Origin of the sequence: Conexibacter woesei Iso977N, assembly GCF_000424625.1 — a bacterium.
Taxonomy (GTDB): Bacteria; Actinomycetota; Thermoleophilia; order Solirubrobacterales; family Solirubrobacteraceae; genus Baekduia; species Baekduia woesei_A.
Map to the genome: position 1 here is coordinate 215,386 of NZ_AUKG01000003.1, position 26,141 is coordinate 241,526.

Here is a 26,141-nt window from a genome sequence, read left to right on the forward strand (position 1 = left end):
CGAACAACGGTCGGTCGACGGACTTCCTTCCAGAGCCCTCTCTAGTTGAGGACGCCGAGCCGTTGCGCGCGCTGGACCGCGTCGGCGCGGTTGCGGGCGCCGAGCTTGCGGAACATCGAGCTCGCGTGCTCCTTGACCGTGTTGGGGCTCAGCCTCAGCTCGGCGGCGATCTCGACGTTCGTCAGCCCCGCGCTGATCATCTGGAGCACCTGGCGCTCGCGCGCGGTCAGGCGGTGGTGGCCGGGACGGCCGTCGCCGGGCGTCCCGCGGCGCACGCCGCCGGCGCCGTCCAGGCCGCCGCCGCGCGGCTGCTCGAAGACGTCCTCGCCCGCGCCGATCCGGCGGATCGCCTCGACGATCTCGGCGGCGCTGCGGTCCTTGGTGACGAACCCGGCCGCGCCCGCCGCCTTCGCCGCGGTCGCGCTGATCCGGCCCGCGCCGGAGAGCAGCAGGACGCGCGTCGCGGGGTGGACGGCGCGGACGCGGCGCGCGATGTCGGTCCCGGACTCGTCACCGACGAACAGGTCGACGAGCGCGACGTGCGGTCCGTAGCGGCGGGCGCGGTCCTCGGCCTCGTCGCCGGTGGTCGCGGGCACGCAGCGCTCGACCCAGTCCTGCTGGACGAGCACGAGCCGCATGCCCCAGTGGACGATGTCGTGGTCGTCGACGACCAGGACGCAGAGGCGGCGGGGCGGGGCGTCGAGCGCGCTCATGCGGCTGCTCCGTTCGTGGTGGTCGCGGTCGCCGGGAGCGGGAGCGGGAGGACGAGGCGGACGTGCCAGCGGTCGGGCGCGAGGCGGCCGAAGTCGACCGCGGCGCCGAACTCCAGCGCCTCGAAGGCCGCCAGGCGCAGGCCGACGCCCGCGCCCGCGGGCGCGTCGGGGCCGACGCCGTCGTTGGCGACGTCGATCGCGAGCGCGCCGCCGTCCTGCTCGGACGCGACCGTGACCTCGATCGCGCGCGGGCGCGCGTGCTTGCGCGCGTTGCGGACGGCCTCGGCGACGACGGTCTGCGCGAGCGGATCCAGCGTGACCGGGACCTCGAGGTCGTCCGGCCAGTTGATGATGAACTCGATCTCCGCGTGCTCGGCCGCCAGGCGCCGGACCTCGTCGCGCAGCGCGGGCGCGTCGGCAGCGGTGGCGTCGCCGCGGTGCTGTTGCGCAAACGGGCGCTGGATCGTCAGCCGCAGCTCCTCGGTCGCGGCCTGCAGCTCGTCGGCGCAGCGCTCGCGCTGGGGCTGGGTCAGGTCGCCGGGCGCGCCGAGCGCGAGCGTCACGCCGAACAGGCGCTGGATCACGCGCTCGTGGACGTCGCGCGCGAGGTCGAGGCGGTCGCCGAGGTGGCGGGCGCGCTCCTGCTGGCGGGTCGCTGCGCGCGCGGAGGCCGCGAGCGCGCAGACCTTGCCGAGGGTCCAGAGGCCGTCGCGCTCGGCGTCGCTGAGCGGCGGCGCGTCGTCGGCGAGGCCGCGCTCGGCGAGCACGACGCCGTAGTGGCGGCCGCCGGCCGACATCGGGATGCACGTGATGTCGGTCAGCCCGAGGCGCGCGACCTCGGCGCTGGGCAGCGCGTCGCCGACGTCGCCGGGCGCGATCTCGATCACCGCGTCCTGCTCCAGCGCGCGCAGCGCGACCGCCGGGACGTCGGCGACCGGGCCCGCGGCGGCGAGGCGGTCGACCGCGATCCCGTGCGCGCCCGCGGCCCACACGCGCCGGCGCGCGTCGTCGGACAGGTAGACCGCGGCGCGGCGCATCGCGCCCAGGCGGCAGACGGCCTCGGCGAGGCGGTCGTAGAACGACGCGCCGGGCGCGGCGATCTCGCCCTCGCCGAGCATCGACACCAGGAGGTGCAGCGCCGCGAGGGGTGAGGTCGGGGCGTCGGTCATGCGGAAAGGGTCAACGGGCCGGGCGCCAGGGGAAGCACCCGGCCCGCTGGGAGAAGGACCAGCTCGCGTACGCTCGGTCTCTAGCTCTGCGCTTGCGGCCACAACACCCCCTGTCCCGAGAGGGTGAAGCGACTGGTCGCGTCGGAGCATGACTCATCAGAACGACAACGTACAGTCCAAACACACTCGTGACCACCCGAATGTGGGGGTTGGCCTGGACGGTCGTCGGTGTTGGCGCGCGAGGTAGGCTCGCGCCCATGGCGACCTGGGACGACGTGGCGCGCTTGGCGCTCGCGCTGCCGGAGACGACCGCGGACGACGCGCACGGGCATCGGAAGTGGCGCGCGTGGAAGGTCAAGGACAAGGCCTTCGTCTGGGAGCGGCCGCTGGGCAGGAGCGACCTGAAGGCGCTGGGCGACGACGCGCCGCCCGACGGGCCGATCCTGGCCGCGCGGATCGAGCACGACGGCGCCAAGCGGGCGCTGATCGAGAGCGACCCGGACGTCTACTTCACGATCCCGCACTTCGACGGCTTCCCGGCGATCCTGCTGCTGCTCGACCGGATCGGGCCCGAGGAGCTGGAGGAGGTCGTCACCGAGGCGTGGCTGAACCGCGCGCCGCCGCGCGTGCTCAAGGCCTACATGTCGGAGCGCGAGGGCGCGAGCGAGGCCTAGTCCTTCGCGCGCGCCAGGTCCTTCAGGCGCGCCAGGACCTGCTCGCGCAGCTCGCCCTGCGGCGGGCCGAGGTCCAGCAGCTCGCAGAACCAGAGGCCGTCGGTGGCGAGGCGCACGATCGTGGCGTCGACCGCGTCGATGTCGTCGCGTTCGACGCGCGCCTGCTTGGCGGCGTAGCGGGCGCGGACGGTCTCCAGCCGCTTCTGGTGCAGCGCCAGCGCGGCGATGATCCCGGCGTCGACGCCGCGGATGTGCGGGTCGTCGAAGTCCTGGGCGGTGACGTCCACGTAGGCGCGCGTCCAGCCGCCGGGGCCGGGCTCGGCGGTCTTCTCGATCTCCTCCTCGAAGCGCGCCTCCCAGCGGTCGATGACCGCGTCGAGGAGGTCGTTCTTGGAGGAGAAGTGGTAGAGCAGGCCGCCCTTGGACACGCCCGCCTCCTCGGCGACCGCGTCGAGCGTGAGCTTCGACGGGTCGCGCAGGAGGAGCGCCGAGGCGGCGTCCAGGAGCAGGTCGCGGGTCTCGCCCGCAGGCCGCCGGGGCACCTAGTGGGCCCCGCCGCCCGCGGCCGACAGGCCGACGACGCCGAGGACGATCACGAAGAGGCTGAGGAGCTTCATGGTGTTCATGCTCTCACCGAACGCGACCACGCCGCCGACCGCGACCAGCGCGGTGCCGGTGCCGGCCCAGATCGCGTAGGTCAGCGAGACCGGGATGTGCTTGAGCGCGAGCGCCAGGAGCCAGAACGAGAGCCCGTAGCCGACGATCACGACGGCGACGGGCAGCGGTCTGGAGAACCCGTCCGAGGCACGGAGGGCAAGAGTGGCAGCGACCTCGGAGAGGATCGCTGTACCGAGGAGGAGAGAAGCGGGCATGCGTATTACTATACCGTCTGGACGGTACAGTTGGCAAACCACGCCTTACGGAGCGGTCAGGCGGCCGACTTGGAGGCGCGCTTGACGTCGTACATCGCGGCGTCGGCGCGGGCCAGGAGCGTGTCGGCGTCCTCGTCGTCCCGCGCCAGCGCGCGGCCCAGCGAGATCGCGGGGGTGACCGTCGCGCCGTCGCCGCAGCGCAGCGTCGCGGGGCGCGCCACGGCGGCGGCCATCCGCAGCGCGACCGCGTCGATGTCGCCCGGCAGCCCGAGCTCCGGCAGGACGATCACGAACTCGTCGCCGGCGAAGCGCGCGACGGTGTCGGTCTCGCGCGCGGCGGTGCAGAGGCGGTCGGCGACGACCTTCAGCAGCTCGTCGCCCGCGTGGTGGCCGAGCGTGTCGTTGATGGCCTTGAAGCCGTTGAGGTCGCCGAACAGCACGCCGACGGCGCGGCCGCTGCGGCGGCGCTGCTTGAGCGCGAGCTCCAGGCGGTCGTGCAGGAGCACGCGGTTGGCGAGGCCGGTGAGCGTGTCGTGGACGGCCATGTGCTGCAGCGACGCGCACGCGTCGGCGAGCGACCTGGTGGCCTTGCGCAGCTCGAGGTGCGCGGCGGTCTGGCGCGCCAGGACCTTCAGCGCCTCGCGCTGGGCGTGGGTGAACTCGCGCGTGACGTGGTCGGCGATGCAGACGGTCCCGAGCGCGTGGCCCTCGCTGGTGACGATCGGCGCGCCCGCGTAGAAGCGGACGTCGGCGTCGCCGGTGACCATCGGGTTGTGCACCCACTCGGGGTCGGCGTGGGTGTCGGGGACGACGAACAGCGCGTCGGGGTCGAGGATCGCGCGGGAGCAGAACGAGTGCTCGCGCGGCGCCTCGCTGTCGTCGAGGCCGACGATCGCCTTGCCCCACTGGCGGTCGGCGTCGATGAAGTTGATGATCGCGACCGGCGCGTCGCAGATCGCGGAGGCGAGCTTGACGACGTCGTCGTAGAGCTGCTCGTCGTCGGTGTCCAGGATCGCGAGCGCGCGCAGCGCCTCGAGGCGCTCGAGCTCGTTGCCGGGGACGGAGAAGGTGGCGGCGGCGGCCATGGTGGTGGACCGGGTGATCGGTCGTGCGCTGTCCGCGTGCGAGCGCCTGCGCGCCGCGCGGACAGGCGGATCACCCGATCGCGGGAGGGCCGCGGCCGGTACCGTCGAGGGCTATCGCCGGGTCTGCGGTCATCGACACGGCGCGGCGCGCGCTGCGCGCCGCGTGGGGGTACCGGGCGCGCTCGGCGCGCGCGACCGCGTGCGTCCTGCTGCCGCTGGTCGTGTTCAGCGCGCTGGGGCACCAGCAGGAGGGCGTGATCGCGACGCAGGGCGCGTTCGCGGGGTTCTACGCGTTCTCGGCGCCGTACCGGCGGCGCGCGCGGGTTGTCGTAGGTCTTGGGTGCGCGCTGGCGGTGGCGATGGCGGCGGGGACGCTCGTCGCTTCGTCGGCGTGGGTCGCGGTCCCGGTGGGCGCCGTTCTGAGCGCGGTCGCGGCGGGGGCCTGCCTGGCGCTGCGCGTGGGGCCGCCGCGGGAGTACTTCATCGTCTTCACGTTCCTGATCGCGACCGCGCTGCCGCAGGACGCGGCCGCCTGCGGCTACCGCGCGCGGCTGGTGTTGTTGGGGGCCTTGGGCGCATGGCTGATCTCGATGGCCGGGACGCTGCGCGACGCGCGGGCGCCGGAGCGCGAGGCGGTCGACGCGGCGCTCGGCGCGGTCGCAAGGCTGCTGGACGCGATCGGGCGCCCGGACCGCGCGCCGGCCGCGCGGCACGCCGCGGTGCTGGCGGTGCAGCGGGCGCAGGAGTCGGTCGCCGACGCCGGCGGCGCCGAGACGCCGGGTGGCCTGGAGCTGCGGCGGCGCGCCGACGCGGCCGAGGCGTTGTTGGAGGCGTCGCTCGCGTTGATGGTGGAGAGGGCGCCGCCGCTGGATCCGGCGTGGGGGCGGGCGGTCGGCGCGCTGGCCGACGGGGCCTGGGCCGCGCCGGTGATCCCGGCACCGCAGCAGCGCCCGCGGGTCCCGGCGGCGGTCCGGCTGGACGCGGCGCTGCGGGCGGCGGGGAGCGCGCGGCGGCTCGACGCGCCCGCGACGCCGGACGGTGGCGAGACGACCACCGCGGAGCCGTCGCGCTGGCGCGTGCTGTGGGCGGACCTGACGGACCCGCGGTCGCCTGCGCCCGCGGTCGCGGTGCGCCTCGGCGTCGCGGTCGGCCTGGCGGGCATGTTGGGGTACCTGCTGCGCGCCGAGCACCCGACGTGGATCCCGCTGAGCGCGGCGGCCGTGCTGCAGGGGACGAACGTGGCGCTGGCGCGCCAGCGCGCGCTGCACCGCGCGGCGGGGACCGCGGTCGGCGTGGTCGTCGCGGCGGCGGTCCTGGCGATCGAGCCGGGGCTGGTGGGCCTGATCGTCATGGTGGGGTTGCTCCAGGCGCTGACCGAGGCCTTCATCTTGGTCTCCTACGGCGTGGCGGTCGTGTTCATCACGTCGCTGGCGCTGCTGCTGCTGGAGATCGCCGGGGTCGGCGCGGCGGTGCATGGGCTGCTGGACGCGCGCCTGATCGACACGGCGCTCGGCTGCGCGATCGGCTTCGCCTGCGGCGTGCTGATCCTGCCCCGGCGCTCCCGCTCCCGCCTGGCGGCGGTCCAGGCCCGGGCGATCCGGACGACGTCGCGAGCGCTCCTCGCCGGCCTGCGCGGCGCGCCCGAACGCGAGCGCCGGGCGGCCCGCCGCGCGGTCCACCTCACGCTCGTGACGCTCGACGCGACCCAGCGCGACGCGACCGGCGACGCCCTCACGAGCACCACCCACGCCGACCTCGACTGGCCCATCACCCACGCCGTCGAGCGCCTCGCCCACCTCTCGCTCGCGCTCCCGCTCGCGGCCGGAGACCGCCCGCCACCTCCTCCCGCCGCCCTCCGCGACCTCGAGCTCCTCCTCGACGACCTCGCCTCCCGCACCGACGGCCACGCCGCGCCGGCCCCACCGCCCGCCGCACCGGCCTTCCTCGACTGGCCCCGCACCGAACGCGCCGTCACCGCGCTCCGCGACACCGTTGCCGAGTTCTCCGGTTGACGCGACTACACCAACAACGCTCCGAGGAACGCGCCCACCGAGGCGATCGAGGCGGCGCCGCGGACGTGGTTGGACCACTCCCAGCCGGACAGGAAGTGCTGCCAGTGCGCGGCGACGCCCGGGGCGTGGGGGTTGACGGTCGCCAGCGTGTCGTTGAGCGGGACGTTCTGGCCGACGGTCAGGCCGAAGGCGCCAACGAGGTAGAGCAGCGAGCCGGCCATCAGCAGCGTCCCGCGCGTCTCGCCGCGATCCAGGAAGCCGCGGACGCCCAAGTACAGGCACAACGCGGTCGTGCCCATGAAGGCGAGCATGAAGCCGGGGTGCTCGGCGGTGACGTTGATCTGCTGCATCGCGTGCACGCCCTCGCTCGCCGGCAGCCGCTTCAGGCCCGGCATCACGAACGTCGAGAACGCGTAGAAGACGCCGCCGACGATCCCGGCGCCGATCACCCCCGCGATCGTGGTCGTGGTCAAGGTGGTGGACATCTCGGTGGTCGCTGTCGTTCGCATGCCGACCATGGAATCGCCCCGCGGCGAGACGGGGAATGGCCGAGACTCGCCGATCCATGTGCGAGCGTCTACGATCGTTCGCACGATGGACTCGATCGCCGGACTGCTCGACGGCCCACGCGCCCGCGGCGCGTTCCTGCTGCGGTCGGTGCTGGCGCCGCCTTGGTCGCTGCGGATCGAGGACGAGGCGCCGCTCACGCTCGTCGCGCTCGTCCGCGGCCGCGCGACCATCCACCCCAACAACGGCGCCGCCTTCACGCTGAACACCGGCGACGTGGCGATCCTCCGCGGTCCGGACTCCTACACGGTCGCGGATCCTCCGCACGAGCCGCCGCAGGTCATCATCCTGCCCGGCCAGCGCTGCGTCCTGCCCGACGGGACCGACGTCGGCTCGATGGCCGACCTCGGCGTCCGCACCTGGGGCAACGCCCCCGACGGCGAGACGATGATGGTCACCGGCACCTACCAGCTGGAGTCCGAGACCAGCCGCCGCCTGCTCGCCGCGCTCCCGCCGTTCCTGCACGTCGCCGGCGACTCCTGGGACAACCCGCTCGTCGCGTTCCTCGCCGACGAGATCGCCTGCGACCAGCCCGGCCAGGAGGCGGTCCTGGACCGGCTCCTCGACCTGCTCCTGATCGCGACGCTGCGCGCCTGGTTCGCCCGCCCGGAGGCCGACGCGCCCGGCTGGTACCGCGCCCAGTCCGACCCCGTCGTCGGCCCCGCGCTCAAGTTGTTGCACAACGCGCCGGCCCAGCCCTGGACCGTCGCGACGCTCGCGCGCGAGGTCGGCGCCTCCCGCGCCGCGCTCGCCCGCCGCTTCACCGCGCTGGTCGGGGAGCCGCCGATGGCGTTCCTGACGACCTGGCGGCTCACGCTCGCCGCCGATCTCCTGCGCGAGCCGGGCGCGACCGTCGGCTCCGTCGCGCCGCAGGTCGGCTACTCCAGCGCCTTCGCGCTCTCGGCCGCGTTCAAGCGCGTGCGCGGCGTGTCGCCCGCCGAGCACCGCGCCGGCGCGGCGGCCGCCGCCTAGCCGGCAGCACCATCCAGAGCCGCACCCGTTTGCAGTTCCGCGCTCCGCGGCGTAGCGTTGCCGCCGTGAAGCGCCGCCGGTGGGTTGCTGGAGGGGTCGCCGCGCTGGTCTGCGCGGCCGGCGTCCTGCTCGCCGCGCTCGCGTTCGCGCAGGACGAGGTCCCGATCACGATCACCGTCACGACCAAGGTGACGCCCAACAGGGCCGGGACGCCGAAGCACCCGCAGGGGATCAGGATCGACGTCCGCGCGAAGATCGGGATCCCCAGCGACTACGACCCGCCGCTGGTCCAGCACGTGGACGTGTGGTTCCCGCGGGGCGGGCTCTACAACGGCGCGAAGTACCCCGCCTGCAACCTGCGGCTGCTCGCGCGCCGCGGCCCGAGCATCTGCCCGAAGCGCTCGATCATGGGCCACGCGACCGCGACCGCCCGCGCCGACACCGTCTTCACGTACCCCAAGATCACCGTGATCAACGGCGGCGCGACCAAGGTGTACTTCTACACGGTTCTGCAGGTCCCGGCGCGCGTCGCCGAGCCGGTCGTCGGTGACATCGTCAAACTGAGCGGCGATCCCAAGTGGTCCTACCACCTGAGGGTGTCGATCCCGAAGAACCTGCAGATCGTCGCCGGGATCCCGCTGCGCCTCGACGAGGTCCACGGGGTCGCCGGGCGCGGCGACTGGCTGGCGACGACGTCGTGCCCGGCCGACCACCGCTGGCGCTGGCACGCCGAGGGCTCGTTCTCGACCGGGCAGGTCGTGAAGTACGACGGCAGCGTGGGCTGCCGCAGCTGATGCTGGCGGCGGTCCACGGCTGGGTCGGGCGCCATCGCGTCGCGGTGTTGTGCGGGTGGTTGGTGCTCGTCGCGTGCGCCGTGCCGTTCGCGCTCAGGCAGTCCGACCACCTCACGGGCGGTGGCTTCGCGGTCGACGACAGCGCCTCCGCGCGCGTGGAGCACGCGGTCCTGCACGGGATCCCCGTGAACTACCGGCCCGCCACGCTCGGCGTCGTGCTCGTCGCCCCGCGCGGGACGCCGCGCGCCGACTACGCGGCGGCGACGCGCGGCGTGCAGCGGGCGGTCAGGGGCGTGCGGCACGTGTCCTGGGTCTCCCAGAACGGCGACCTCGCGCAGTTCTTCGCACGCACGCGGCCCGGGAAGCCGGTCGTGCTGCCGCTGCTGCTCGACGCCGACGAGTACCACGCGCCGGACATCGCCAAGCACCTGCGCGACCGGCTCGGGCTCGACACGTCCGGCGGCGGCAGGTTCGGGGCGGTGCAGGTGCACCTGGTCGGCGCGGGCGCGCTCTGGGCCGGCATGGTCGACCTGACGCGCGACGACCTCGCGCACGCCGAGCGGATCGGCTTCCCGATCGTCGCGCTGATCCTGTTCCTGGTCTTCGGCGCGCTGGCTGCGGCCGTGCTGCCGCTGGCGATCGGCGCGGTGTCGATCGTCGTGACCGGCGCGCTGACCGCGCTGCTGGCCAGGCATGTCGACCTGACGTTCTACGTGCCGAACACCGCGTCGATGATCGGCCTCGGCGTGGCGGTCGACTACTCGCTGTTCGTCGTCGTGCGCTTCCGGGAGGAGCTGCGCGACGACGCGACGGCGGAGGCCGCGCGGGCGACCGCGATGGCGACGTCCGGGACCGCCGTGCTGTTCAGCGGGTTCGCCGTCGTGCTGGCGCTGGCCGCGTTGCTGGTGGTCCCGACGGCGGCGGTGCGGTCGATGGCCGTCGGCGCGATCATGGTGGTGTTGGTCGCGATGCTCGCGTGCTCGACGCTGCTGCCGGCGTTGTTGTCGCTGTTGGGACGGCGCATCGGGCCGGCGAAGCCGAACGCCGCGGCGTTCCGGCGCTGGAGCGAGGTCGTCGTCGGCCATCCGCGGGTGTCGCTGGCCTTGGCGTTGTTGGTGCTGTTGGCGCTGGCCTTGCCGCTGCTGGGGATCAGGACCGGCGACGGCGCGCTGCGCCAGTTCCCGAAGGGCAACGAGACGCTCGCGGGCGTGAAGGCGGCGCAGGAGGTCCGGGGGGCGGGGGAGAGCTCGCCGCTGAAGATCCTGGTGGCGCCGAGGGACACCGACCGCGCGGTCGCGATCGTCCGCCACGACCCGGAGGTCGTCAGGACCGGGCTGCGCGCGCGGACCAGGGACAAGAAGTACATCTTCCTGGTCGTGACGCCGAAGCACGACCCGGACTCGATCGCGGTCAAGGACCTGGTCAGGCGCCTGCGCGCCGAGCTGCCGCGCGGGTCGCTGGTCGGCGGCGACACGGCGACGCAGGTCGACTTCAACCACGCGATCCTGGGCTCGCTGTGGAAGATCGGCGTCTGGATCCTGCTGGCGACGTTCCTGTTGTTGACGTTGATGCTCCGCGCGCCGCTGCTCGCGCTGCAGGCGGTGCTCGCGAACATCCTGTCGGTCGGGGCGGCGCTCGGGATCCTGACGCTGATCAAGGTCACGTTCTCGGGCAGCGACGGCTACGTCGACACGGTCACGATCCCGGTGATCATGGCGGTGGTCTTCGGGTTGTCGATGGACTACGAGGTCTTCCTGCTGTCGCGGATCCGGGAGCGCCACCTCGCCGGGGTGGGCACGAGCGACGCCGTCCTCCAGGGCATCGCCGGGTCGGCCCGGACGATCACCGGCGCCGCGCTCGTCATGGTCGCCGTCTTCCTCTGCTTCGCCCTCACCGGCGTCCCCGTCATCACCGAGATCGGCCTCGGCGCCGCCGTCGCGATCGCCCTCGACGCGACCCTCGTCCGCCTCGTCCTGGTCCCGGCGGCGATGACCCTCGTCGGCCCCGCCTGCTGGTGGCGTCCGGGCGCGCGCCGCGCGGCGACGACGACGACCGCGGCCTAGCGCGGCGCGGTCGGCTCGGTCGGCGGTGGCGCCGCGACGCCCGCGGTCTCCGCGTAGGCGCGGTCCGCCTCGACCGCCGGCGGGGTGCCGTAGACGTGGAAGCTCTCGACCGTCCTGACGCCCCAGGCCTGGCCCTTCGCGCGCTCCGCCTCGGTCCACATCAGCGGCTCCTGGAGCGGGTCGTAGAGGAAGTGGCCGCCGGTCGTGACCTCCATGCGGTTGCCGCCGGGCTCGAAGCCGTAGAGGAAGAACCCGCCCGCGACCGCGTGCTTGGAGGGCGCCGCCTCGATGTGGACGCCGTAGTCCAGGAACAGGTCGGCGGCCCGGAGGCACTCCTCGCGCGTGTCGACCCAGAAGGCGATGTGGTGCAGGCGGCCGTGCGCGCCGCGCGCGTCGTGGACGTAGATCAGCTCGTGCGCGGCGATCGACAGCGAGAGCCAGGCGCCGGTCTCGGCGCCGTCGTCAAGGCGTATGCCTTCGTAGTGGCGGAAGCCCAGGACGTCGACAGCGAACGCGCGGCACGCCGCCACGTCGGCGGCCAGCAGGTTGACGTGATCCAGGCGCTTGACCGCCGCGCCGCGGCCCGTGTTGCGCATCGGCACGTTGCGCAGCGCGGGCCTCAGGTGGTCCGGCGCGACGTAGCGATCGGCCTCGAAGAACAGCTCCATCGCGTGCCCGTCGGGATCTACGAAGGTGTAGGACTTGCCGTGGCCGCGATCGCCTTCCGACCACCCGCGCCCCAACCCGTACGCCTCGATCGCCGCGACCCGTCGCTCCAGCGCCTCGTCCGACCACGCCCGCAGCGCCATGTGCCCGAGCCCGTTGCGGTCGGACTCCGTCAGCTTCAGCGAGTAGCGCTGGTAGTCGCCCCAGCAGCGCAGGAACACCGACTGCCCCTCGCGGTGCTCGACCTCCATGCCGAGCACGTTGATGTAGAACTCGAGCGACGCCTCCGGCTCCGGCGTCAGCACCTCCACGTGGTGGATGTGCGCGATGTCGCCGCGCGCGTCGCTCACGAGGACGACGCCCCCTCGACCCGCTCCCGCAGCCCGTCCAGGTCATAGGACAACGCGCCCGCCTCCAGCTTGGCCCGCTTCACGCGCTCCCGCTCCTCGCGCGCGAGGCTCAGCTCGACCACCTCGTGCAGCCGCCCGGACGGCACGACCGCCACGCCGTCGGGATCGAGGACGACCGCGTCGCCCGCGGCGATCGAGCAGCCGCCGACCGTCACGGTCGCGTCGATCGTCCCGGCCGCGTCCTTCTCCGCGCCCCGGATCCGGACCCACCGCGCCCAGATCGGCAGCCCCAGCCGCTCGAGGTCCTCGACGTCGCGGACCGCGCCGTCGATCAGCAGCGCCGCGACGCCCTGCTCCCGCGCCTGCGTCGCCAGCAGGTCGCCGACCAGCGCGACCGGCCGCGGCTCCGGCATCGTCAGCACCAGCACGTCGCCCGGCCGCGCCGCGGCCATCGCCGCGTGGACCATCAAGTTGTCGTCCTGCCCGCACAGGACCGGCCGCGCCGGCCCGCACGCCCGCGCGCCCGGGATCACCGACACCCATTCCACGTCGACAAGGCCGGCCCGGCCGGCCGCCTCGTACACCGTCGCGCTCCCCAGTCGCGCGAGCTCCGCGAACGCCGTCACAGCTGCTCCACCACCTCAGGCAGGACCCGCATGAACGACTCGCCGTACCGGACTTCAGACAACCCGGACGCCCGCCGCGCATGGTTGCCGCGCTGCTCGCCGCGCTGGGCGTAGTAGGTCTGCAGGTACTGCTGGGCCTGCATCTCGCCCATCGCCGCGATCTTCGCCTCCCACACGTTCGTGATGTCGACGTGGACCGTCGGCGTGAACGCGCACAGCTCCGGCTGGTGGGGCTCGAACAGGAACAGCTGCGGCGGCCTGATCGTCGCGAACGCGCTCGACACGCCCGCGCCCGCCGCCAGCGAGCGCGCCCGGTCGACCGCGCCGTAGGCCACCGGATGGTCCGGGTTGAACGGGTCGACCGCCGTGTGCGTGATCAGTACGTCCGGCGCGAACGCCCGGATCGCCTCGGCGATCTCGAGCAACCGCTCGCGGTCGACGTCCAGCGGGTAGTCGCCGAAGTCCAAGCACTTGAACGTCGCGCCCAGGTGCCCCGCGGCGCGCTCGGCCTCGCCGTGGCGCACGCGCTTGACGTTCTCGACCGTCTGCCCGTCCTCCTTCCACAGCTCGCCGGACTCGCCGCGCTCGCCGTAGGACAGGGCGATCACCTCGGCGACGCCGCCCAAGGACACCGCCTTGGCCACCGCGCCGCCCGCGCGCCACACGAAGTCCGCGCTGTGCGCCCCGATCACCTGCACCCGCTTCATCGCTCCCGCCCCTCGGCCAGCCGCGTCGACTGCTCCACGGTCATCGTCCGGATCTCCTCCTCCGCGAACCCCAGCTCCAGCAGCCGGTCGGCGAACAGCGCCAGCCCGTCCTCGACCGGCGGGTTGCGCGGCTGCCCCAAGTCGGAGGACAACAGGTTGTTGATGGGGTCGGTCGCCCGGATCCCCTCCGCGACGTGCTCCCACGTGCACTTGCCGGTGTACGGCGTGGTGAAGCAGCGCTCCAGGAGCGCGCCACGCTGCGCCAGGGCGACCTGGTCCTCGATGGAGAGCGATTGCGCCGGGAACTCCGGATGCGTGATCACCACGTCCCGGACGCCGGCGGCCCGGGCGACGTCCACGACGACGAAGATCTCGTCGCGCGACAGGTGCCCGGTCGCCAGCACGAGCTGGTGCTTGGCAATCACCTCAACAACCCGCAGCAGCTCCGGCAGCGGCGCGCCGTCGCCATCGACGACCGCGACCGGCGGCAGCTCCATGCCCGCCTCGCGCAGCTCCTTCTGGATCGCCACCCACATCGGGACCGCCACACCGGGTCCGTACTCGCGGTCGCGCGCGCCGGCCTCGTTGATCGCGTCGACCGTCGGCAGCCACACGATCCGCGCGCCCTCGCGCGCCGCGATCTCGACGGCGAGCGCGTTGAGCCCGCCGACCGCGCGGTTCAGCGACAGCGCGCCGACCGCCCGGACGCCGTGCGGTGCGGTGCGGTTCACGGTCCGTGCCCGCTCGGCGGTCGACGTGTAGTGCGACTTCAGCCCGAACCCCGCCAGCCCGAGCGCGCCGAACCGCTCCGCCAGCGTCACGTCGTCCACGATCCGCCCGACCACGTCGGGGTCGATGTGCACGTGCAGGTCGTAGGCGCCGCGCACGACCTGGCGCGCGCGATCGCTCGGCGTGGGGTGGCCCGGAGCAGGAATAGGTCTGACCGTAGACCGTCGTCGACAGGATTGTCAACAATCCTGTTGACAGCATGACGGAGCGCGGACTACGGTCGCTGGACCGTGACGATCGCCCGCCCCGACGCCTACACCGCGCTGCGCGCCGAGATCCTCTCGGGCGCGCTCCAGCCCTCCGAGCGCCTGGTCGAGACCGAGCTCGCCCAGCGCTTCGGCGTCGGCCGCGCCGCGGTCCGCACCGCGCTGGCGCGCCTCACGCAGGAGGGCCTCGTCGAGCACGAGCGCAACCGCGGCGCCCGCGTCCGGCTCGTCGGCGAGTCCGAGGCCGCCGAGATCCTGGAGGCGCGCGCGGTCCTGGAGGGCCTCGCCGCGCGCCACGCGGCGCGCCACGCGACGCCCGAGGACATCGACGAGCTACGCGCCGTCCTGGCCGACATGCGCGACCGGCTCGACGCCGGCGACCTCCTCGGCGCTTCCGATCGCAACGCCGTTCTGCATTCGCGACTGCTCGCGCTCGCCCACCACGGCACGGTCGACCGGCTCGTCGCGGTCCTCAAGGGCCAGCTCGTCCGCTTCCAGTACCGCACCATCTTGGTCCCCGGTCGCTCCGAGCGCTCGTTCGGCGAGCACACCGCGATCGTCGACGCGATCGCGGCCGGCGACCCCGACGCCGCCGAGGCCGCGATGCGCCGCCACCTCGGCCACGTCGCCGAGGCCCTGCGCGAGGCTCAGCGGAACAGCGCCTCGACGGCCGCGGCCCCCAACCCCACCGACTCGTAATGCGCCTTGCACATCGCGATGTAGTGGTGGACGTCGAAGAAGTCGTCGGACCTGCCGTCCTCGTCGAGCCAGATCAGCGGGCCCTTGACGATGAAGATCGCGCGCATCGGGTCCGGGTGGTCGTAGGCGACGAGCGTGTGCCCCTCGCCCGGCGACTCGTAGACGAAGTCGCCGGCGGTCGCGATCCAGTCGTGCTCCAGGTACCCCCACTTGCCCGAGATGGTGTAGGCGAAGACCTCGTGCGGGTGGTAGTGGCGGTTGACGAGGCCGGCCTCCTTGGCCATCAGGATGTCGCACCAGCGGTTGGTGCTGGGGGAGATCCAGAGTGGTCGGGAGCTCACGGTCGCGCTGAACGGGACGTAGTAGCGGTCGTCGTCGATCGGCGCGTTCTGGATGTAGGTCTCGGGCAGCGCGTCGGGTTGGAAGACCCGTGCGATCGGCTGCAGGTCGCGCCAGAACTCGTTCTGCTGTGACTCGGGCATGCAAAGCATCCTAAACATTTGACAGTTACTGGCCGCCTCGGTTACGTTCGACGAGGTCAACGAGGGGAGTTGCGTGGCGATGGAGGAGAACACCGCGCCCAGCGGCGGTGGACGGGGAGCGCAGACGACGCGCACCGACGGCGGCGAGCAGCCCGGCCGCGGTGCCGGCGTGCGCGATCTCGGCAGGCGCGCCCTGGCGGTGGAGTCCAACAGCGTCCTGATCGCGACGATCGCGCTGATCCTGTTCATCGGGATCTGCCACCCGGACTTCCTGACCTGGGACCAGCTCAAGGAGGTCGTCCAGAACGCGGTCTACGTCGGGATCATCGCCGCGGGGATGGCGTTCCTGATCTCGATGCGCGAGATCGACCTGTCGGTCGGCTCGATCTTCGGGTTGTCGATCGTGTGCAGCGCGCTGCTGATGCAGCACGGGTGGAACCCGTGGCTGGCGGGCCTGGCGGGCGTGATCCTGGCCGGCGGGATGGGGCTGGTCAACGCGGTCGCGGTGCAGCTGATCGCGATCCCGGCGATCGTGGCGACGCTCGCGACGCTCTCGATGTTCCGGGGGCTGGCGCAGGCGCTGAGCGACGGCCAGCAGGTGACCGGGCTGCCGGCGCAGAACTCGTTCTTCACGTTCCTGGGCGGCGACAAGCTGGGGCTGCCGGTGAGCGTGTGGGTGCTGATCCTGGTGGTGATCGTGCTGACCGCGGTCCTGCGGTTCACGCCCTACGGCTACCGCGTCCGGGCGATCGGGTCCAACCCCGAGGCGGCGACCTTCAGCGGCATCTCGATCCCGCGCACGCGCGTGCAGACGCTCGTGTTGGTGGGGTTGCTCAGCGGCGTCGCCGGGATGCTCGGGCTCGCGTTCTTCATCAGCGGCGACCCGAACATCGGGACGGGCTTCGAGCTGCAGGCGATCGCCGCCGCGGTGATCGGCGGGACGCCTCTGCGCGGCGGCAGCGCGACCGTTGTTGGTGCTGTTCTGGGCGCGATCCTGCTGAGCGCGGTCAACTCGGGGTTGGCCTACTTCAACGTGCCGGTCAACTGGTCGAACTTCGCGACCGGCGCAGTGATCCTGACCGCAGTGGCGCTGGACAGCCTGATCCGTGGGCGGCGCGCGTTGCGCCGCGCCGCGCTCGATGGCTGATTGTCGAAACATGGGAGCAGGAGGAGAGCAGCTGTGATGTGGAATCGGTGGAGGGCCGCCGCGGCGGTCGTCCTCGCGGTCGGCGTCGTCGGCGCCGCGGGGTGTGGGTCGTCCAATGACAACTCGTCGGGGTCGACGGGCGGTGCATCGACGTCGTCCTCGGGCGGCGGCGGTGCGAAGACCGCGAACCTCGCGTTCGTCTACCCGACGACCGAGACGAACTTCGCGCAGGAGATGGCGATGGGCGCCAAGGCGGCCGCGGCCGACCGGCCCGGGGTCAACCTGAAGGAGTCGGCGCCGGCCAACGTGGACGGGCCGAAGGAGGTCCAGCTGTTCCAGGCGGCGACGCGCGCGTCCAAGGACGGCGTGGCGATGATGACGCTGACGCCGGACCTGTTCCTGCGGCCGATCCTGCAGGCCGGGCAGCAGGGCGTCCCGCTGGTCGCGGTCGACGTGCCGCCGGCCAAGGGCGCCGAGAGCGCGATGAGGCTGCTGATCGGCAACTCGAACGTCGAGATCGGCCAGCAGCTGGCGGCCGCGATGGTCAAGAAGATCCCGGAGGGGACCAAGGGCACCATCTTGATCGGGACCGACACCCCGGGCCTGCCGGTGCTGGAGCAGCGCAACCAGGGGTTCAGGGAGGCGATCTCCAAGGCGCGGCCGGGCATCAAGTTCATGGTGTTCGACGCCAAGCAGTCGCCGACCGACAACTACAACACGTGGAGCGCGCAGGTGAAGGCGCATCCTGACGCGATCGCGTACGTCGGTCCGGGCTCGCAGGCGGCGGTGTCGCTGACGCGGATCCAGAAGCAGTCGGGGAAGAAGCTGCTGGTCGGCGCGTGCGACCTGGACCCGGTGGCGCTGGAGGGCGTGAAGGACGGCTACGTGCAGGCGCTGATCTCGCCGGAGCACTTCCTGAAGGCCTACATCGCGATCGCGCTGCTGGCGGCGCAGAAGCAGGACGGCAAGAAGCTGCCGGAGGGTGTGTGGAACACCGGTGAGCTGACGGTCGATTCGACCAACATCGACAAGATCCTGGAGCGGCAGAAGAGCTCGGCCGCCCGCGAGGCGTACTTCAAGCCGATCGCGGACGAGCAGCTCGCCAACCCCTCCAAGTACCTGACCGCGGGCAGCTGACCACATGCTCGAGGCGCGCGGCGTTCGTAAGACGTATGGCGGCGTCGTCGCGCTGGCCGGCGCGGACCTCACGGTCCGCGCCGGCTCGGTCCATGCGTTGTTGGGGGAGAACGGGGCGGGAAAGTCGACGCTGGTGAAGGCGATCGCGGGGGCCGTGGAGCCCGATGCGGGATCGCTCACGCTGGACGGGGTTGACGTCTCGTTCTCCTCCACAGCGGAGGCGGTGCGCCACGGGGTGGCGGTCGTCTCGCAGGAGCTGAACGTGTTCCCGGATCTTGATGTGATCGGGAACCTGTACCCGATGCGCGAGCCCAAGCGCGGGCCGTTCGTGGATCGGGGGGCGATGTGGGCCAGGGCGGCGCCGGTGCTGGCCGACTTGGGGTTGTCGGTCGGTCCGCGGGATCTCGTGGACGGGCTGTCGCTCGCCGAGCGTCAGCTGATCGAGATCGCCAAGGCGCTGCTGACGGATCCGCGCGTGCTGATCCTGGACGAGCCGACGTCGGCGCTGGGCCAGGCGTCGACCGAGAACTTGTTGAACATCTTGCGCGTGCTGCGCGACCGCCAGGTCGGCGTGGTGTTCGTGTCGCACATCCTGGAAGACGTGATGGCGCTGTGCGACGAGGTGACGGTGCTGCGCGACGGCGAGGTCGTCATGAGTGAGCGGCCGATGTCCGAGCTGACCGTGCAGGTGATCGTCGACGCGATGCTCGGCGAGCGCCGCGAGCTGACCGAGACGGCGACGCTCGACGCCGAGGTGTCCGAGGCGGTCGACCAGCTCGGCGGCTCGCTGGAGTTGCGCGAGGTGTCGGTCGACGGGCGGTTGAACACCATGAACTTGACGGTGCCGCCGGGGGAGATCGTGGGATTGGCGGGGGTTGCCGGGGCCGGGCACCACACGGTGATGGAGCTGGTCTGCGGGTTGTCGCGGCCGTCGTCCGGGACCGTGACGCTGCCCTCCGGTCGCCCGGTGCCCCGCTCGCTCCGGGGAGCGATCCGGGCCGGGGTGGCGCTGGTGAGCGGCGATCGCCGCCGCCTCGGGTTGATGTTGGACAAGCCGATCTGGGAGAACATCGCCCAGATCCGCGCCGTGGGCCTGGCGGCGTCCGGCCCCTTCATCCGCTCCTCGGAGCTCCGCGAGCACGCGACCTCGCTGGCTACTCGATTGCGCATCCGGGCGCGGAGCGTCGACCAGGACGCCGGCAGCCTCTCCGGCGGCAACCAGCAGAAGGTCGTCTTCGCCAAATGGCTCGACGCCTCACCCTCCGTCGTCTGCCTCGACGACCCGACCCGCGGCGTGGACGTCGGAGCCAAAGCCGAGATGCACGCCCTGATCCGCAGCACGGCGTCGGCCGGGGTCCCGGTGCTGCTCTGCTCCACCGACATCGACGAGCTCGCCACCCTCTGCGACCGCGTCGTCGTCATCCACCAAGGCACAGCAACAACAACCCTCTCCGGCCCCGCCCTCTCAACCCACACCATCCTCGAGTCGATGAACACCGGCGCGACGGCCTAACCACCCACCGCGCCCTCCTCGATATACGCGGTCACCAACGCCGCGGCACGGCAACCCGTCGTGTCCACTGCCACACTGCCGCCGCTGCGAGCGTCTCTGGTACCGATGCGTCGTCCGTCGCAACACCGCAACCGGTTGCCAGTCTCCGCCGTCCTCGGTACACGCGGTCACCAACGCTTCGGTGCTGCCACCCGTCGTGTCCACGGCCACACTGCCGCTGCTGCGGACGCTTCTAGTACCGGTGCGTGGTCTGTCGTAACACCGCGACCGGTTGCCGGTCTCCGCTGCCGCTACCCCCGTATCGCCGACGCTGCTCCATCAGTTCGGCAAGTCGTCGCCAAAGACATCGTCCGATGGCGTCATCTCACTGTCCCAGGGCATGCTGTCGATGAACGGTAGATCCGGAATCAGCGAGGGGCCGCTGTCGTTCGGCTTGTTCGCGCGAGCGATGCGGACGTCGCCCATTTCGCGCATCAGCGCGCCCTTGAGCTTGAGCGCGTACTTGTTGTTGGGGTAGTACTTGAGGACCCGCTTCACGCAGTCATACGCGTCATCGTGCTCCCAGCGACGTCGGAGCGTCGCGCCGAGGCCGATCCATCCGTAGGGGTTCTGGAGCGCTGAGGGAACAAGCGCGATCGAGTCCCGGTAGCACGCTTCGCTCGCTTCTGTGTGCCACTCGCGCCGATGTGCAGAGCCGCACAGGTTCAAGGTCGAGGCTGAGCGCTCCCTCGCGAGAGCTGCCTTGGCGATGATCGTGAAGGCCGATCCCAATTTCGCGTAGCCCGCCTCGTAGCCGAGCCAGATCAGTTCCGCAACGCTCAGGTCCTTGATCACATCGTGCACCGAGGCACCGTCGCGCAACGCGTTGAAGGCGAAGACCGCTGCTGTCGTGCGCCGTGCCCCTGTGGCGATGTCGGACGGGACGCGGAACGGGTCGTCGGTGAACGTCGCGCGATCCACCCTGAGCCCTGGGATCTCACGGCACATTGCCTTGACCTCCCGATCGATCAAGTGGGCCGGCCCGAGCAGCGGTAGCGCTCGGGGGTCTCCTGGTCTTCTGAGGACGACGAACACGTCTGGCGCCTCGCCGTCTCCGAGCAGGGTTGCGCTGAACGCACCCGGCTGCTGTGAGCCGGTGAGCGTTCGCTCAAAGCCGTTCTGGGATTCCTGAACCCTGCCCATGAGAGATGAGATGCGCATCCAATGCGCCTCGTCGACGCTGTCACGTGTGTGGTGGCGGAGCACGTCACGGGCGACGGTCCAGCTGTCACTGAACGTGAAGAGGACTTTGTGTGTTTCTGCGTCTGCCCAGTAGACGACGTATCGCTCGTTCGGGAGTCGCTCCACGGGAACAGATTCGAGTCCCCGGCGGACGGAACGGCAGTGTGTTTGGTCTGCTCGTCAGACCTAACACCGACCGGCTGGAGCAACAAGCGGCAGTAGTTGTACGTCTCGTTCGAGGCAACGCGTGACGCTCATTCTTGGGCGGCAGTGCGGCAGGGTCCGGCGGCGGGCGCGGAGGTAGCTGCGGTGTTTGGCGGCGCAGTAATCGTCGTCCCTGCGACCGAGTGGGTACACCGGGAGGTGTGCTGCTCAGCATCGGGCTCATCGTTGGCGGCGTCGCGTTCATCGCTTTGGCGCCGGTGTTCGGGCAGATCGAAATTCCGGACAACACGTCGGCGGTGACGCGGTTGCTGGGCTTCGGTGATGATGTCGCGTCGCGGTACCGGCGGTGGGCGGTCGCGGTTGTGATGGGGTTGGCGTGCCTGGCCGGCGGCGTCTATGGGCTGTGCGCGTGAAGGACCCGGCGCACAACAGGTTCAAGGCGCCCTTCTGGGCGCTGATGGTGGTCGTGTTCGTCGTTCTGGCCGTGCTCTACGCCGTCGCCGGGATGTGGTGGCTCGCGGTGGTGTGGGTGGTGTGCGCGGTCGGAGCGGAACCCGAGGTGGTTCCGGTCGTTCTTGGATGGTTAGGGGGCCGGGGGTAGGAAGGCCAGGTGGCCGCCGGGGAGGCAGTCGTCGATGGGGTTCCCGGAGGCGTCGAAGGCCACCAACAACAGCCGCTCGGAGGTCTCGGGGGAGTCGGCGGCCAGGCGGTTCAGGGTTGTTAGGGCTGTTGGTGCGTCGGTGAAGGTGGCGATGAGGTTGCCGGTGTCGAAGATCGAGAAGGTGTGGGTCATCGCGTCGGGAGGGTGGGCCTGATCGCGGTGATGCACTCGAGCAGTCGATGAGGTGAGCCCCAGACGGAGTGGTGGCCGGGTGGGCCCGTCGCCGCGGTGTGGATCCCGAACTCCGGCAGCAGGATCAACGTCATGATGTGGGTGCCGAAGCGCGCGGGACGGCGGCGCGTCAGGCGCAGGAGCGCCTCGGGATCGGAGAACATCGACACGCCGGTCGCCAGGAAGGCGTTGGCGTCCTCGGCGGCGCTCGTCCGGTGGTTCTCGTGGTTGCTGCGCAAGGCGTACAACAACATCGGATCGTCCGCCCCGAAGCAGGGGCGGTGGAGGGTGATCTCGTCGTCGACGGGGTGGACGGCGTAGGAGCTCGGCATCGGGAACGGCGGCGGAGTCTCGCAGCCGCCGACCGGATCAATGCTAAGCGTAGGTTTAGTGGTGCCTCACCCTACGGATCGAAGCGCTCGTCCTGCGCCACGACGACCTCGACGACCAGCGGCGTCTCGCGCGCGCTCAGCGACGGGATCAGGTCGTCGAACCGTGCCAGCAGGTCGGCGTGCTCGGTGATCCGGATCGCTTCGACACCTTGCGCGCGCGCCAGCCCGCAGATGTCGATCCTGTCCAGCGCGGGCCACGGCCCGTCGCCGGCACCGGTGCGCTCGGCCAGGCGGTCCATGATCGCGTAGCCGCCGTTCGACAACACCAGGAACACGACGCCGGCCCGGTACTCGCCGGCCGACCACAAGGACATGATCTGGTAGAGCGACGCCCCGTCGCCCACGACCGCGATCACCCCGCGGTCCGGCCGCCCCAGCCGCGCGCCGATCGCGCACGGCAGCGCGAACCCCAGCAGCCCCATCGCCGAGATGAACCCGCCCGGCTCGGCGATCGGCAGCCGCGCGTGCAGCTCCGGCCGCGACGACGGCGTCTCCTCGACCACCACGACATCCCGCGGCAGCCGCTCGGCCAGCGCGCTCAGCACGTGCGCGGGCGTCAGCGGCGCACCAGCAAGAGGCGCGGGCGGCGCTGCCGGGAGGCTGCGCCCGCCGCCGCCGTTCGACGACCCGCCCGGCGAGACGGCTGACGCCAGCCCGCGGCACACCGCGGCCACGTCGCCGAGCACGGCGACCTCCGCAACGGACCGATGCGCCTCGTCCGGATCGGCGGTGACGACGGCGACCGTCGTGCCCGGCTCGAACAGCGGCCCGTTGTCATACGGGTACTGGCGCAGCGCGCCGGTCCCGACGACCAGCACCATGTCGTACTCCCTCAGCACCTCGCGCACGCGCGCGCGACGCGCGGGAAGGTGACCCGCGAACTGACGGTGGTCCTGCGGGAAGCCGGCCGCGCCGCCGAACGGCTCGGCCCACACCGGGCACCCGAGGCGCTCGGCGAGCGCGACCAACGAGGACCACTCCGCGGACGCGCCCGCAACCAAAGCAACCCGCCCCGCGTCGTCCACGAGCGCGGCAAGATCATCAACAACGTCTTCCGCCACGCCGGACGCGCGCAGCAGGCGCCGCGGCCCGACGATCTCCCACTCCTCCGGCGCCGGCGCGGCCCAGTCGTCCATCGGGACGACCACCACCGCCGGCCCGCGCCCGGTCGACGCCTCCCAGTAGGCGCGCACGATCGCGCCCGGCACGTCGGCCGCGCGCGCGGGCGTCTCGCGCCACACCGGGTAGTCGCCGGCCAGCCCGTCCAGCGACCCCGCCAGGAACGGGTCCTGCGCGAGGTGGCGCCGGTCCTGCTGACCCACGAGCACCACCAGCGGCGCCCGGTTCTGCCGCGCGGTCGCCAGCGCGGCGACCGCGTTCCCGAACCCGGGCGTCGAATGCAGCAGGACCAAAGCGGGCGCCGAGCGCGCCAGCGCGAACCCCGCCGCCATCCCCACGACCGCGCCCTCGTGCAACCCCAACACGAACTCGAGGTCGTCCGGCATCCCCGCCAGGAACGGCACCTCGGTCGACCCGGGGTTGCTGAACATCGTCGTCAGCCGCAGCTGCCGCAGGACGTCGAACGTCGCATCCCGGACGGTGCGGCCACCGGGACCCGGCGCGCCGCCGCTCGCCGTCGTCGCCGCGTGCTCTCCGTGCGTGACGTCCACGACGCGGGACCTTACTGCAAATCGTTTGGAGATTTAAGGGCACCCATGGCGCGTCGCACCGCCAACCCATAGACTGGCCCGCAGATGGCCACCGCACCACCACGACGCCCCGGAGGTCATTTCCAACCGCCTTCGCCCGGCGCGAGCGAGCAGATCGCGTGGCAGATCCGGCAGTACCTGGAGGAGCAGCACCTCAAGCCCGGCGACCGGCTCGGCACCGAGCAGGAGCTGGCCGACGAGTTCGGCGTGTCGCGCCCGACGCTGCGCGAGGCGCTCCGCCTCCTCTCCGCCAGCCAGCTGATCCGCGTCGGCCGCGGCCGCGCCGGCGGCATCTTCGTGGCGCGCACGCCGTCGGAGGGCATGCGCGCGAACCTCTCCGAGTCCGTCGCGCTGATGCTCGCCGCCGACACGATCTCGATGGACGAGCTGCTCGACGCGCGCCTCTCGCTCGAGGTCCCGCTCGCCGGCCGCGCCGCGGCCAACGCCACCGACGAGACGGTCGAGAGACTCGAAGCAGCGGTCAAGGCCGCCGAGGGCCACGCCCCCGGGACCGAGCCCTTCAACAACGCCGACACCGAGTTCCATCAGATCTTGGCCGAGGCCGCCGGCAACGTGCTCCTGCGCGGTCTGACCGGCTGGATCCTCGAGGTGCTGCAGCCGTCGCTGATCGGGACGATCTCCGGCGACGTCGACCAGGACCTGATCCTCGACCAGCACCGCGCGATCCTGCGCGCGGTCCGCCGCCGCCAGCGCGGCGCCGCCGAGAAGGCGATGCGCGCGCACATCGAGTACCTCACCGAGACCTTGCACAACAAGGCCGACCGCTAGCGGCCTACAACAACTCCGATCGCGTCAGCGGCCTCGGCGACCACCGCCGCCGCGGCGCGCATCCCGGCCAGCTCGCCGGCGTCCAGCGGCCACTCCTCGACGCCGACCAGCCCGCCGTCGCCCAGCCGCGCCGGGACCGTCACGGCGACGCCCGCGGGCACGCCGTACTCGCCGCCGTCGACCACCACCGACGCCGGCCACAGCTCCGACAGCCCGGACGCACCGGTGAGCGCCGCGACCATCCGCGCCACGCCGTGGCCGGTCGTCCACGTCGAGGACCGCCCGGAGTCCAGCGCCACGTGGCGCACGTACCAGGACCTCACGAACTCGACCGCCGCCGCCCGCTGCGCCGCGTCCAGCGTCACCGCGACGCCGTCCACGCGCACGCGCGAGAGGATCGGCACGCAGCCGTCGCCGTGCTCGCCGAGCACCCACGCGTCGACCCGCGCGCTCGGCACGCCGAGCGCCTGCCCGATCGCCGTCCGCAGCCGCAGCCCGTCGTTGGCCGTGTAGCCGACGACCCGCTCGCGCGGCAGCCCGAACGCGCGCGCCATCCACGTGACCAGCGGGTCGACCGGGTTGGTCACGACGACCAGGACGCCCGGCCAGTCCGGACCGAGGACACCAACAACGGCCGCGACGATCGCCGCGTTGTCCTGGAGGTAGACCTGGCGCGTCCGGTTCACCGTCAACGGGGCGGAAGCCGACAGGATCACGACGTCGGCGCCGACGACCTCCTCCAGCGTCACGATCTCGACCGACCCGGAAGCGCCTGCCGCGACCACCTGCTGCAGGTCCATCTCGTGCGAGACGGCCATCCCCGAGCGCCCGTCGACCAAGGCGATGTCATAGGCCTCGGGTCGCAGCAGCAAGTTGAAGGCGACGGAGGAGCCGACCCCTCCGCCGGCGCCGACGATGGCGATGCGCGGGCTCATATATGGTCCGCCACCATAAACGTCAGGCAATTTCTGCGCCACCGTCCAAGGAGCACGAAGCGATGGGCCGACTCGACGACAAGATCGCCATCATCACCGGCGCGGCCGGATCGATCGGCGCGGCCTCGGCGCGGCGCTTCGTCGCCGAAGGTGCCCGCGTCGTCCTGAGCGACCTCGACGAGGCGCGGCTCGAAGCGCTCGCGGCCGAGCTCGGCGAGCGCGCGGTCGCCGTGAAGGCGGACGCGTCGGACGAGGCCGACGTGCGACACGCGGTGGAGACGGCCGTCGAGCGGTTCGGCGCCCTCGACGTCGCCTTCGCCAACGCCGGGATCTTCGGCGACGCCGGACCGATCACCGGCTACGACACCACCACCTTCGACCGCGTCCTCGCCGTCAACGTTCGCGGCCCGTTCCTGCTCGCCAAGCACGCGCTCGCCGCGATGCGCGACGGCGGCTCGATGATCATCACGTCCTCGGTCGTAGGTCTGACCTCGGACCCCGGGATCGTCGCCTACGCCACATCCAAGCACGCGGTCGTCGGCCTGATGCGCACCGCCGCGAAGGAGATGGCGCCCCGGAGGATCCGCGTCAACACGCTCCATCCCGGCCCGGTCGACAACGAGTTCCAGCACACGATCGAGGAGACCGCGACCGGCCGCCCGCGGGCCGAGGCGACCGAGTTCTTCGACAACATGATCCCGCTCCAGCGCCACGCGACGGCCGACGAGGTCGCGCTCGCCGCGCTCTACCTCGCCTCCGACGAATCGGCGTTCCTGACCGGTGCGACGATCCCGCTCGACGGCGGCATGAGCGTTTAGGCACAAGCTCAAGCTTGGTGTCATAAGGGCGACAACC

Annotated in this window: 29 protein-coding genes; 13 read left to right on the forward strand and 16 right to left on the reverse strand. The window is 72.1% G+C overall.

Going from position 1 to position 26,141, the window contains the following annotated elements:
- Positions 1-41 precede the first annotated feature (41 nt).
- Both H030_RS0122610 and H030_RS0122615 read right to left on the reverse strand, forming a co-directional pair.
- Positions 42-713 carry a response regulator transcription factor gene (locus H030_RS0122610; protein ID WP_035129317.1) on the reverse strand — a complete coding sequence of 224 codons (672 nt, stop codon included), beginning with the start codon at positions 711-713 and terminating at the stop codon, positions 42-44.
- On the reverse strand, positions 710-1,882 hold the full coding sequence (locus tag H030_RS0122615) for a GAF domain-containing sensor histidine kinase (protein WP_027007799.1): 1,173 nt from the start codon (positions 1,880-1,882) through the stop codon (positions 710-712). The genes H030_RS0122610 and H030_RS0122615 overlap by 4 nt, the downstream gene beginning before the upstream one ends.
- Positions 1,883-2,139: 257 nt before the next feature.
- On the opposite strand from H030_RS0122615, the gene H030_RS0122620 reads away from it, so the two are divergent.
- Positions 2,140-2,556: an MmcQ/YjbR family DNA-binding protein gene (locus H030_RS0122620; protein ID WP_027007800.1), complete on the forward strand. Its 417-nt coding sequence runs from the start codon at positions 2,140-2,142 to the stop codon at positions 2,554-2,556.
- Here the strand turns inward: H030_RS0122620 and H030_RS34435 are convergent.
- Genes H030_RS34435 through H030_RS0122635 form a run of 3 tightly spaced genes read right to left on the reverse strand, consistent with a single transcriptional unit; the run spans position 2,553 to position 4,513 of the window.
- Entirely contained in the window at positions 2,553-3,098 is a 546-nt protein-coding gene (locus H030_RS34435) for a TetR/AcrR family transcriptional regulator (protein ID WP_035129318.1), read from the reverse strand. The two genes, H030_RS0122620 and H030_RS34435, sit on opposite strands and share 4 nt — an antisense overlap.
- Positions 3,099-3,428, reverse strand: a complete 330-nt coding sequence (locus H030_RS0122630; RefSeq protein ID WP_027007801.1) for a DMT family transporter — start codon at positions 3,426-3,428, stop codon at positions 3,099-3,101.
- Between the two features lie 56 nt (positions 3,429-3,484).
- A complete protein-coding gene (locus H030_RS0122635; RefSeq protein ID WP_027007802.1) occupies positions 3,485-4,513 on the reverse strand; it encodes a sensor domain-containing diguanylate cyclase in 1,029 nt (342 codons plus the stop codon).
- A gap of 221 nt (positions 4,514-4,734) precedes the next feature.
- Between H030_RS0122635 and H030_RS0122640 the strand changes: the two genes are divergently transcribed.
- Positions 4,735-6,525, forward strand: a complete 1,791-nt coding sequence (locus H030_RS0122640) for an FUSC family protein (RefSeq protein WP_155892221.1) — start codon at positions 4,735-4,737, stop codon at positions 6,523-6,525.
- 5 nt (positions 6,526-6,530) lie between these two features.
- Here the strand turns inward: H030_RS0122640 and H030_RS0122645 are convergent, their stop codons facing one another.
- Entirely contained in the window at positions 6,531-7,034 is a 504-nt protein-coding gene (locus H030_RS0122645; protein WP_196809236.1) for a DUF1772 domain-containing protein, read from the reverse strand.
- A gap of 85 nt (positions 7,035-7,119) precedes the next feature.
- Between H030_RS0122645 and H030_RS0122650 the strand changes: the two genes are divergently transcribed.
- The 3 genes from H030_RS0122650 to H030_RS34440 all read left to right on the forward strand — a co-directional run bounded on the left by H030_RS0122650 (position 7,120) and on the right by H030_RS34440 (position 10,921).
- Positions 7,120-8,064, forward strand: a complete 945-nt coding sequence (locus H030_RS0122650) for an AraC family transcriptional regulator (RefSeq protein WP_027007805.1) — start codon at positions 7,120-7,122, stop codon at positions 8,062-8,064.
- 65 nt (positions 8,065-8,129) lie between these two features.
- Positions 8,130-8,858 (forward strand): hypothetical protein, encoded by a 729-nt coding sequence (locus H030_RS0122655; RefSeq protein WP_027007806.1) that lies wholly within the window; start codon positions 8,130-8,132, stop codon positions 8,856-8,858.
- Complete coding sequence (locus tag H030_RS34440) at positions 8,858-10,921, forward strand: MMPL family transporter (protein WP_035129319.1); 2,064 nt, start codon at positions 8,858-8,860, stop codon at positions 10,919-10,921. The genes H030_RS0122655 and H030_RS34440 overlap by 1 nt, the downstream gene beginning before the upstream one ends.
- Here the strand turns inward: H030_RS34440 and H030_RS34445 are convergent.
- Genes H030_RS34445 through H030_RS0122680 form a run of 4 tightly spaced genes read right to left on the reverse strand, consistent with a single transcriptional unit; the run spans position 10,918 to position 14,157 of the window.
- A complete protein-coding gene (locus H030_RS34445) occupies positions 10,918-11,937 on the reverse strand; it encodes a VOC family protein (RefSeq protein WP_081691067.1) in 1,020 nt (339 codons plus the stop codon). The genes H030_RS34440 and H030_RS34445 overlap by 4 nt on opposite strands.
- On the reverse strand, positions 11,934-12,563 hold the full coding sequence (locus H030_RS0122670; protein WP_027007807.1) for an RraA family protein: 630 nt from the start codon (positions 12,561-12,563) through the stop codon (positions 11,934-11,936). The genes H030_RS34445 and H030_RS0122670 overlap by 4 nt, the downstream gene beginning before the upstream one ends.
- Positions 12,560-13,270 (reverse strand): PIG-L deacetylase family protein, encoded by a 711-nt coding sequence (locus H030_RS0122675; RefSeq protein WP_027007808.1) that lies wholly within the window; start codon positions 13,268-13,270, stop codon positions 12,560-12,562. Before H030_RS0122675 ends, H030_RS0122670 begins: the two co-directional genes overlap by 4 nt.
- The gene (locus H030_RS0122680) at positions 13,267-14,157 is read right to left on the reverse strand and encodes a DUF6282 family protein (protein WP_196809237.1); all 891 of its coding nucleotides are present in this window, start codon (positions 14,155-14,157) and stop codon (positions 13,267-13,269) included. The genes H030_RS0122675 and H030_RS0122680 overlap by 4 nt, the downstream gene beginning before the upstream one ends.
- Before the next feature lie 132 nt (positions 14,158-14,289).
- Between H030_RS0122680 and H030_RS34450 the strand changes: the two genes are divergently transcribed.
- The gene (locus tag H030_RS34450) at positions 14,290-14,964 is read left to right on the forward strand and encodes a GntR family transcriptional regulator (RefSeq protein WP_051223507.1); all 675 of its coding nucleotides are present in this window, start codon (positions 14,290-14,292) and stop codon (positions 14,962-14,964) included.
- Here the strand turns inward: H030_RS34450 and H030_RS39320 are convergent.
- Complete coding sequence (locus H030_RS39320) at positions 14,913-15,446, reverse strand: 2,4'-dihydroxyacetophenone dioxygenase family protein (RefSeq protein ID WP_027007810.1); 534 nt, start codon at positions 15,444-15,446, stop codon at positions 14,913-14,915. The two genes, H030_RS34450 and H030_RS39320, sit on opposite strands and share 52 nt — an antisense overlap.
- A gap of 79 nt (positions 15,447-15,525) precedes the next feature.
- On the opposite strand from H030_RS39320, the gene H030_RS34455 reads away from it, so the two are divergent.
- From H030_RS34455 to H030_RS0122705, 3 genes are read left to right on the forward strand one after another with little or no spacing between them, the layout of a single operon-like run.
- Positions 15,526-16,593, forward strand: a complete 1,068-nt coding sequence (locus H030_RS34455) for an ABC transporter permease (protein WP_081691068.1) — start codon at positions 15,526-15,528, stop codon at positions 16,591-16,593.
- A gap of 36 nt (positions 16,594-16,629) precedes the next feature.
- The gene (locus tag H030_RS0122700) at positions 16,630-17,730 is read left to right on the forward strand and encodes a sugar ABC transporter substrate-binding protein (RefSeq protein ID WP_027007811.1); all 1,101 of its coding nucleotides are present in this window, start codon (positions 16,630-16,632) and stop codon (positions 17,728-17,730) included.
- A 4-nt stretch (positions 17,731-17,734) separates the two neighbouring features.
- A complete protein-coding gene (locus tag H030_RS0122705) occupies positions 17,735-19,243 on the forward strand; it encodes a sugar ABC transporter ATP-binding protein (RefSeq protein WP_027007812.1) in 1,509 nt (502 codons plus the stop codon).
- 318 nt (positions 19,244-19,561) lie between these two features.
- On the opposite strand, the gene H030_RS0122710 is transcribed toward H030_RS0122705, so the two are convergent.
- Positions 19,562-20,590, reverse strand: a complete 1,029-nt coding sequence (locus H030_RS0122710; RefSeq protein ID WP_027007813.1) for a hypothetical protein — start codon at positions 20,588-20,590, stop codon at positions 19,562-19,564.
- A 239-nt stretch (positions 20,591-20,829) separates the two neighbouring features.
- Between H030_RS0122710 and H030_RS0122715 the strand changes: the two genes are divergently transcribed.
- Complete coding sequence (locus H030_RS0122715; protein WP_027007814.1) at positions 20,830-21,042, forward strand: hypothetical protein; 213 nt, start codon at positions 20,830-20,832, stop codon at positions 21,040-21,042.
- The gene (locus H030_RS0122720; RefSeq protein ID WP_155892222.1) at positions 21,039-21,230 is read left to right on the forward strand and encodes a hypothetical protein; all 192 of its coding nucleotides are present in this window, start codon (positions 21,039-21,041) and stop codon (positions 21,228-21,230) included. The genes H030_RS0122715 and H030_RS0122720 overlap by 4 nt, the downstream gene beginning before the upstream one ends.
- Here the strand turns inward: H030_RS0122720 and H030_RS0122725 are convergent.
- From H030_RS0122725 to H030_RS0122735, 3 genes are all read right to left on the reverse strand, one after another.
- Positions 21,213-21,422 (reverse strand): hypothetical protein, encoded by a 210-nt coding sequence (locus H030_RS0122725; RefSeq protein WP_027007816.1) that lies wholly within the window; start codon positions 21,420-21,422, stop codon positions 21,213-21,215. The genes H030_RS0122720 and H030_RS0122725 overlap by 18 nt on opposite strands.
- On the reverse strand, positions 21,419-21,793 hold the full coding sequence (locus tag H030_RS0122730) for a hypothetical protein (RefSeq protein ID WP_027007817.1): 375 nt from the start codon (positions 21,791-21,793) through the stop codon (positions 21,419-21,421). The genes H030_RS0122725 and H030_RS0122730 overlap by 4 nt, the downstream gene beginning before the upstream one ends.
- A 71-nt stretch (positions 21,794-21,864) precedes the next feature.
- A complete protein-coding gene (locus H030_RS0122735; protein ID WP_196809238.1) occupies positions 21,865-23,523 on the reverse strand; it encodes a thiamine pyrophosphate-binding protein in 1,659 nt (552 codons plus the stop codon).
- 84 nt (positions 23,524-23,607) lie between these two features.
- On the opposite strand from H030_RS0122735, the gene H030_RS34460 reads away from it, so the two are divergent.
- Positions 23,608-24,351, forward strand: a complete 744-nt coding sequence (locus H030_RS34460; protein WP_051223508.1) for a FadR/GntR family transcriptional regulator — start codon at positions 23,608-23,610, stop codon at positions 24,349-24,351.
- On the opposite strand, the gene H030_RS0122745 is transcribed toward H030_RS34460, so the two are convergent.
- A complete protein-coding gene (locus tag H030_RS0122745; protein WP_027007819.1) occupies positions 24,348-25,286 on the reverse strand; it encodes a lactate/malate family dehydrogenase in 939 nt (312 codons plus the stop codon). The genes H030_RS34460 and H030_RS0122745 overlap by 4 nt on opposite strands.
- Before the next feature lie 62 nt (positions 25,287-25,348).
- On the opposite strand from H030_RS0122745, the gene H030_RS0122750 reads away from it, so the two are divergent.
- Entirely contained in the window at positions 25,349-26,104 is a 756-nt protein-coding gene (locus tag H030_RS0122750; RefSeq protein WP_027007820.1) for an SDR family NAD(P)-dependent oxidoreductase, read from the forward strand.
- Positions 26,105-26,141: the final 37 nt, after the last annotated feature.

Coding starts and splice junctions, on each gene's coding strand:
- H030_RS0122610 (WP_035129317.1), bottom strand. CDS start 713: ATGAGCGCGCTCGACGCCCCGCCCCGCCGCCTCTGCGTCCTGGTCGTC.
- H030_RS0122615 (WP_027007799.1), bottom strand. CDS start 1,882: ATGACCGACGCCCCGACCTCACCCCTCGCGGCGCTGCACCTCCTGGTG.
- H030_RS0122620 (WP_027007800.1), top strand. CDS start 2,140: ATGGCGACCTGGGACGACGTGGCGCGCTTGGCGCTCGCGCTGCCGGAG.
- H030_RS0122630 (WP_027007801.1), bottom strand. CDS start 3,428: ATGCCCGCTTCTCTCCTCCTCGGTACAGCGATCCTCTCCGAGGTCGCT.
- H030_RS0122635 (WP_027007802.1), bottom strand. CDS start 4,513: ATGGCCGCCGCCGCCACCTTCTCCGTCCCCGGCAACGAGCTCGAGCGC.
- H030_RS0122645 (WP_196809236.1), bottom strand. CDS start 7,034: ATGCGAACGACAGCGACCACCGAGATGTCCACCACCTTGACCACGACC.
- H030_RS0122650 (WP_027007805.1), top strand. CDS start 7,120: ATGGACTCGATCGCCGGACTGCTCGACGGCCCACGCGCCCGCGGCGCG.
- H030_RS34440 (WP_035129319.1), top strand. CDS start 8,858: ATGCTGGCGGCGGTCCACGGCTGGGTCGGGCGCCATCGCGTCGCGGTG.
- H030_RS0122675 (WP_027007808.1), bottom strand. CDS start 13,270: ATGAAGCGGGTGCAGGTGATCGGGGCGCACAGCGCGGACTTCGTGTGG.
- H030_RS39320 (WP_027007810.1), bottom strand. CDS start 15,446: ATGCCCGAGTCACAGCAGAACGAGTTCTGGCGCGACCTGCAGCCGATC.
- H030_RS34455 (WP_081691068.1), top strand. CDS start 15,526: ATGGAGGAGAACACCGCGCCCAGCGGCGGTGGACGGGGAGCGCAGACG.
- H030_RS0122700 (WP_027007811.1), top strand. CDS start 16,630: ATGTGGAATCGGTGGAGGGCCGCCGCGGCGGTCGTCCTCGCGGTCGGC.
- H030_RS0122705 (WP_027007812.1), top strand. CDS start 17,735: ATGCTCGAGGCGCGCGGCGTTCGTAAGACGTATGGCGGCGTCGTCGCG.
- H030_RS0122725 (WP_027007816.1), bottom strand. CDS start 21,422: ATGACCCACACCTTCTCGATCTTCGACACCGGCAACCTCATCGCCACC.
- H030_RS0122730 (WP_027007817.1), bottom strand. CDS start 21,793: ATGCCGAGCTCCTACGCCGTCCACCCCGTCGACGACGAGATCACCCTC.
- H030_RS34460 (WP_051223508.1), top strand. CDS start 23,608: ATGGCCACCGCACCACCACGACGCCCCGGAGGTCATTTCCAACCGCCT.
- H030_RS0122745 (WP_027007819.1), bottom strand. CDS start 25,286: ATGAGCCCGCGCATCGCCATCGTCGGCGCCGGCGGAGGGGTCGGCTCC.
- H030_RS0122750 (WP_027007820.1), top strand. CDS start 25,349: ATGGGCCGACTCGACGACAAGATCGCCATCATCACCGGCGCGGCCGGA.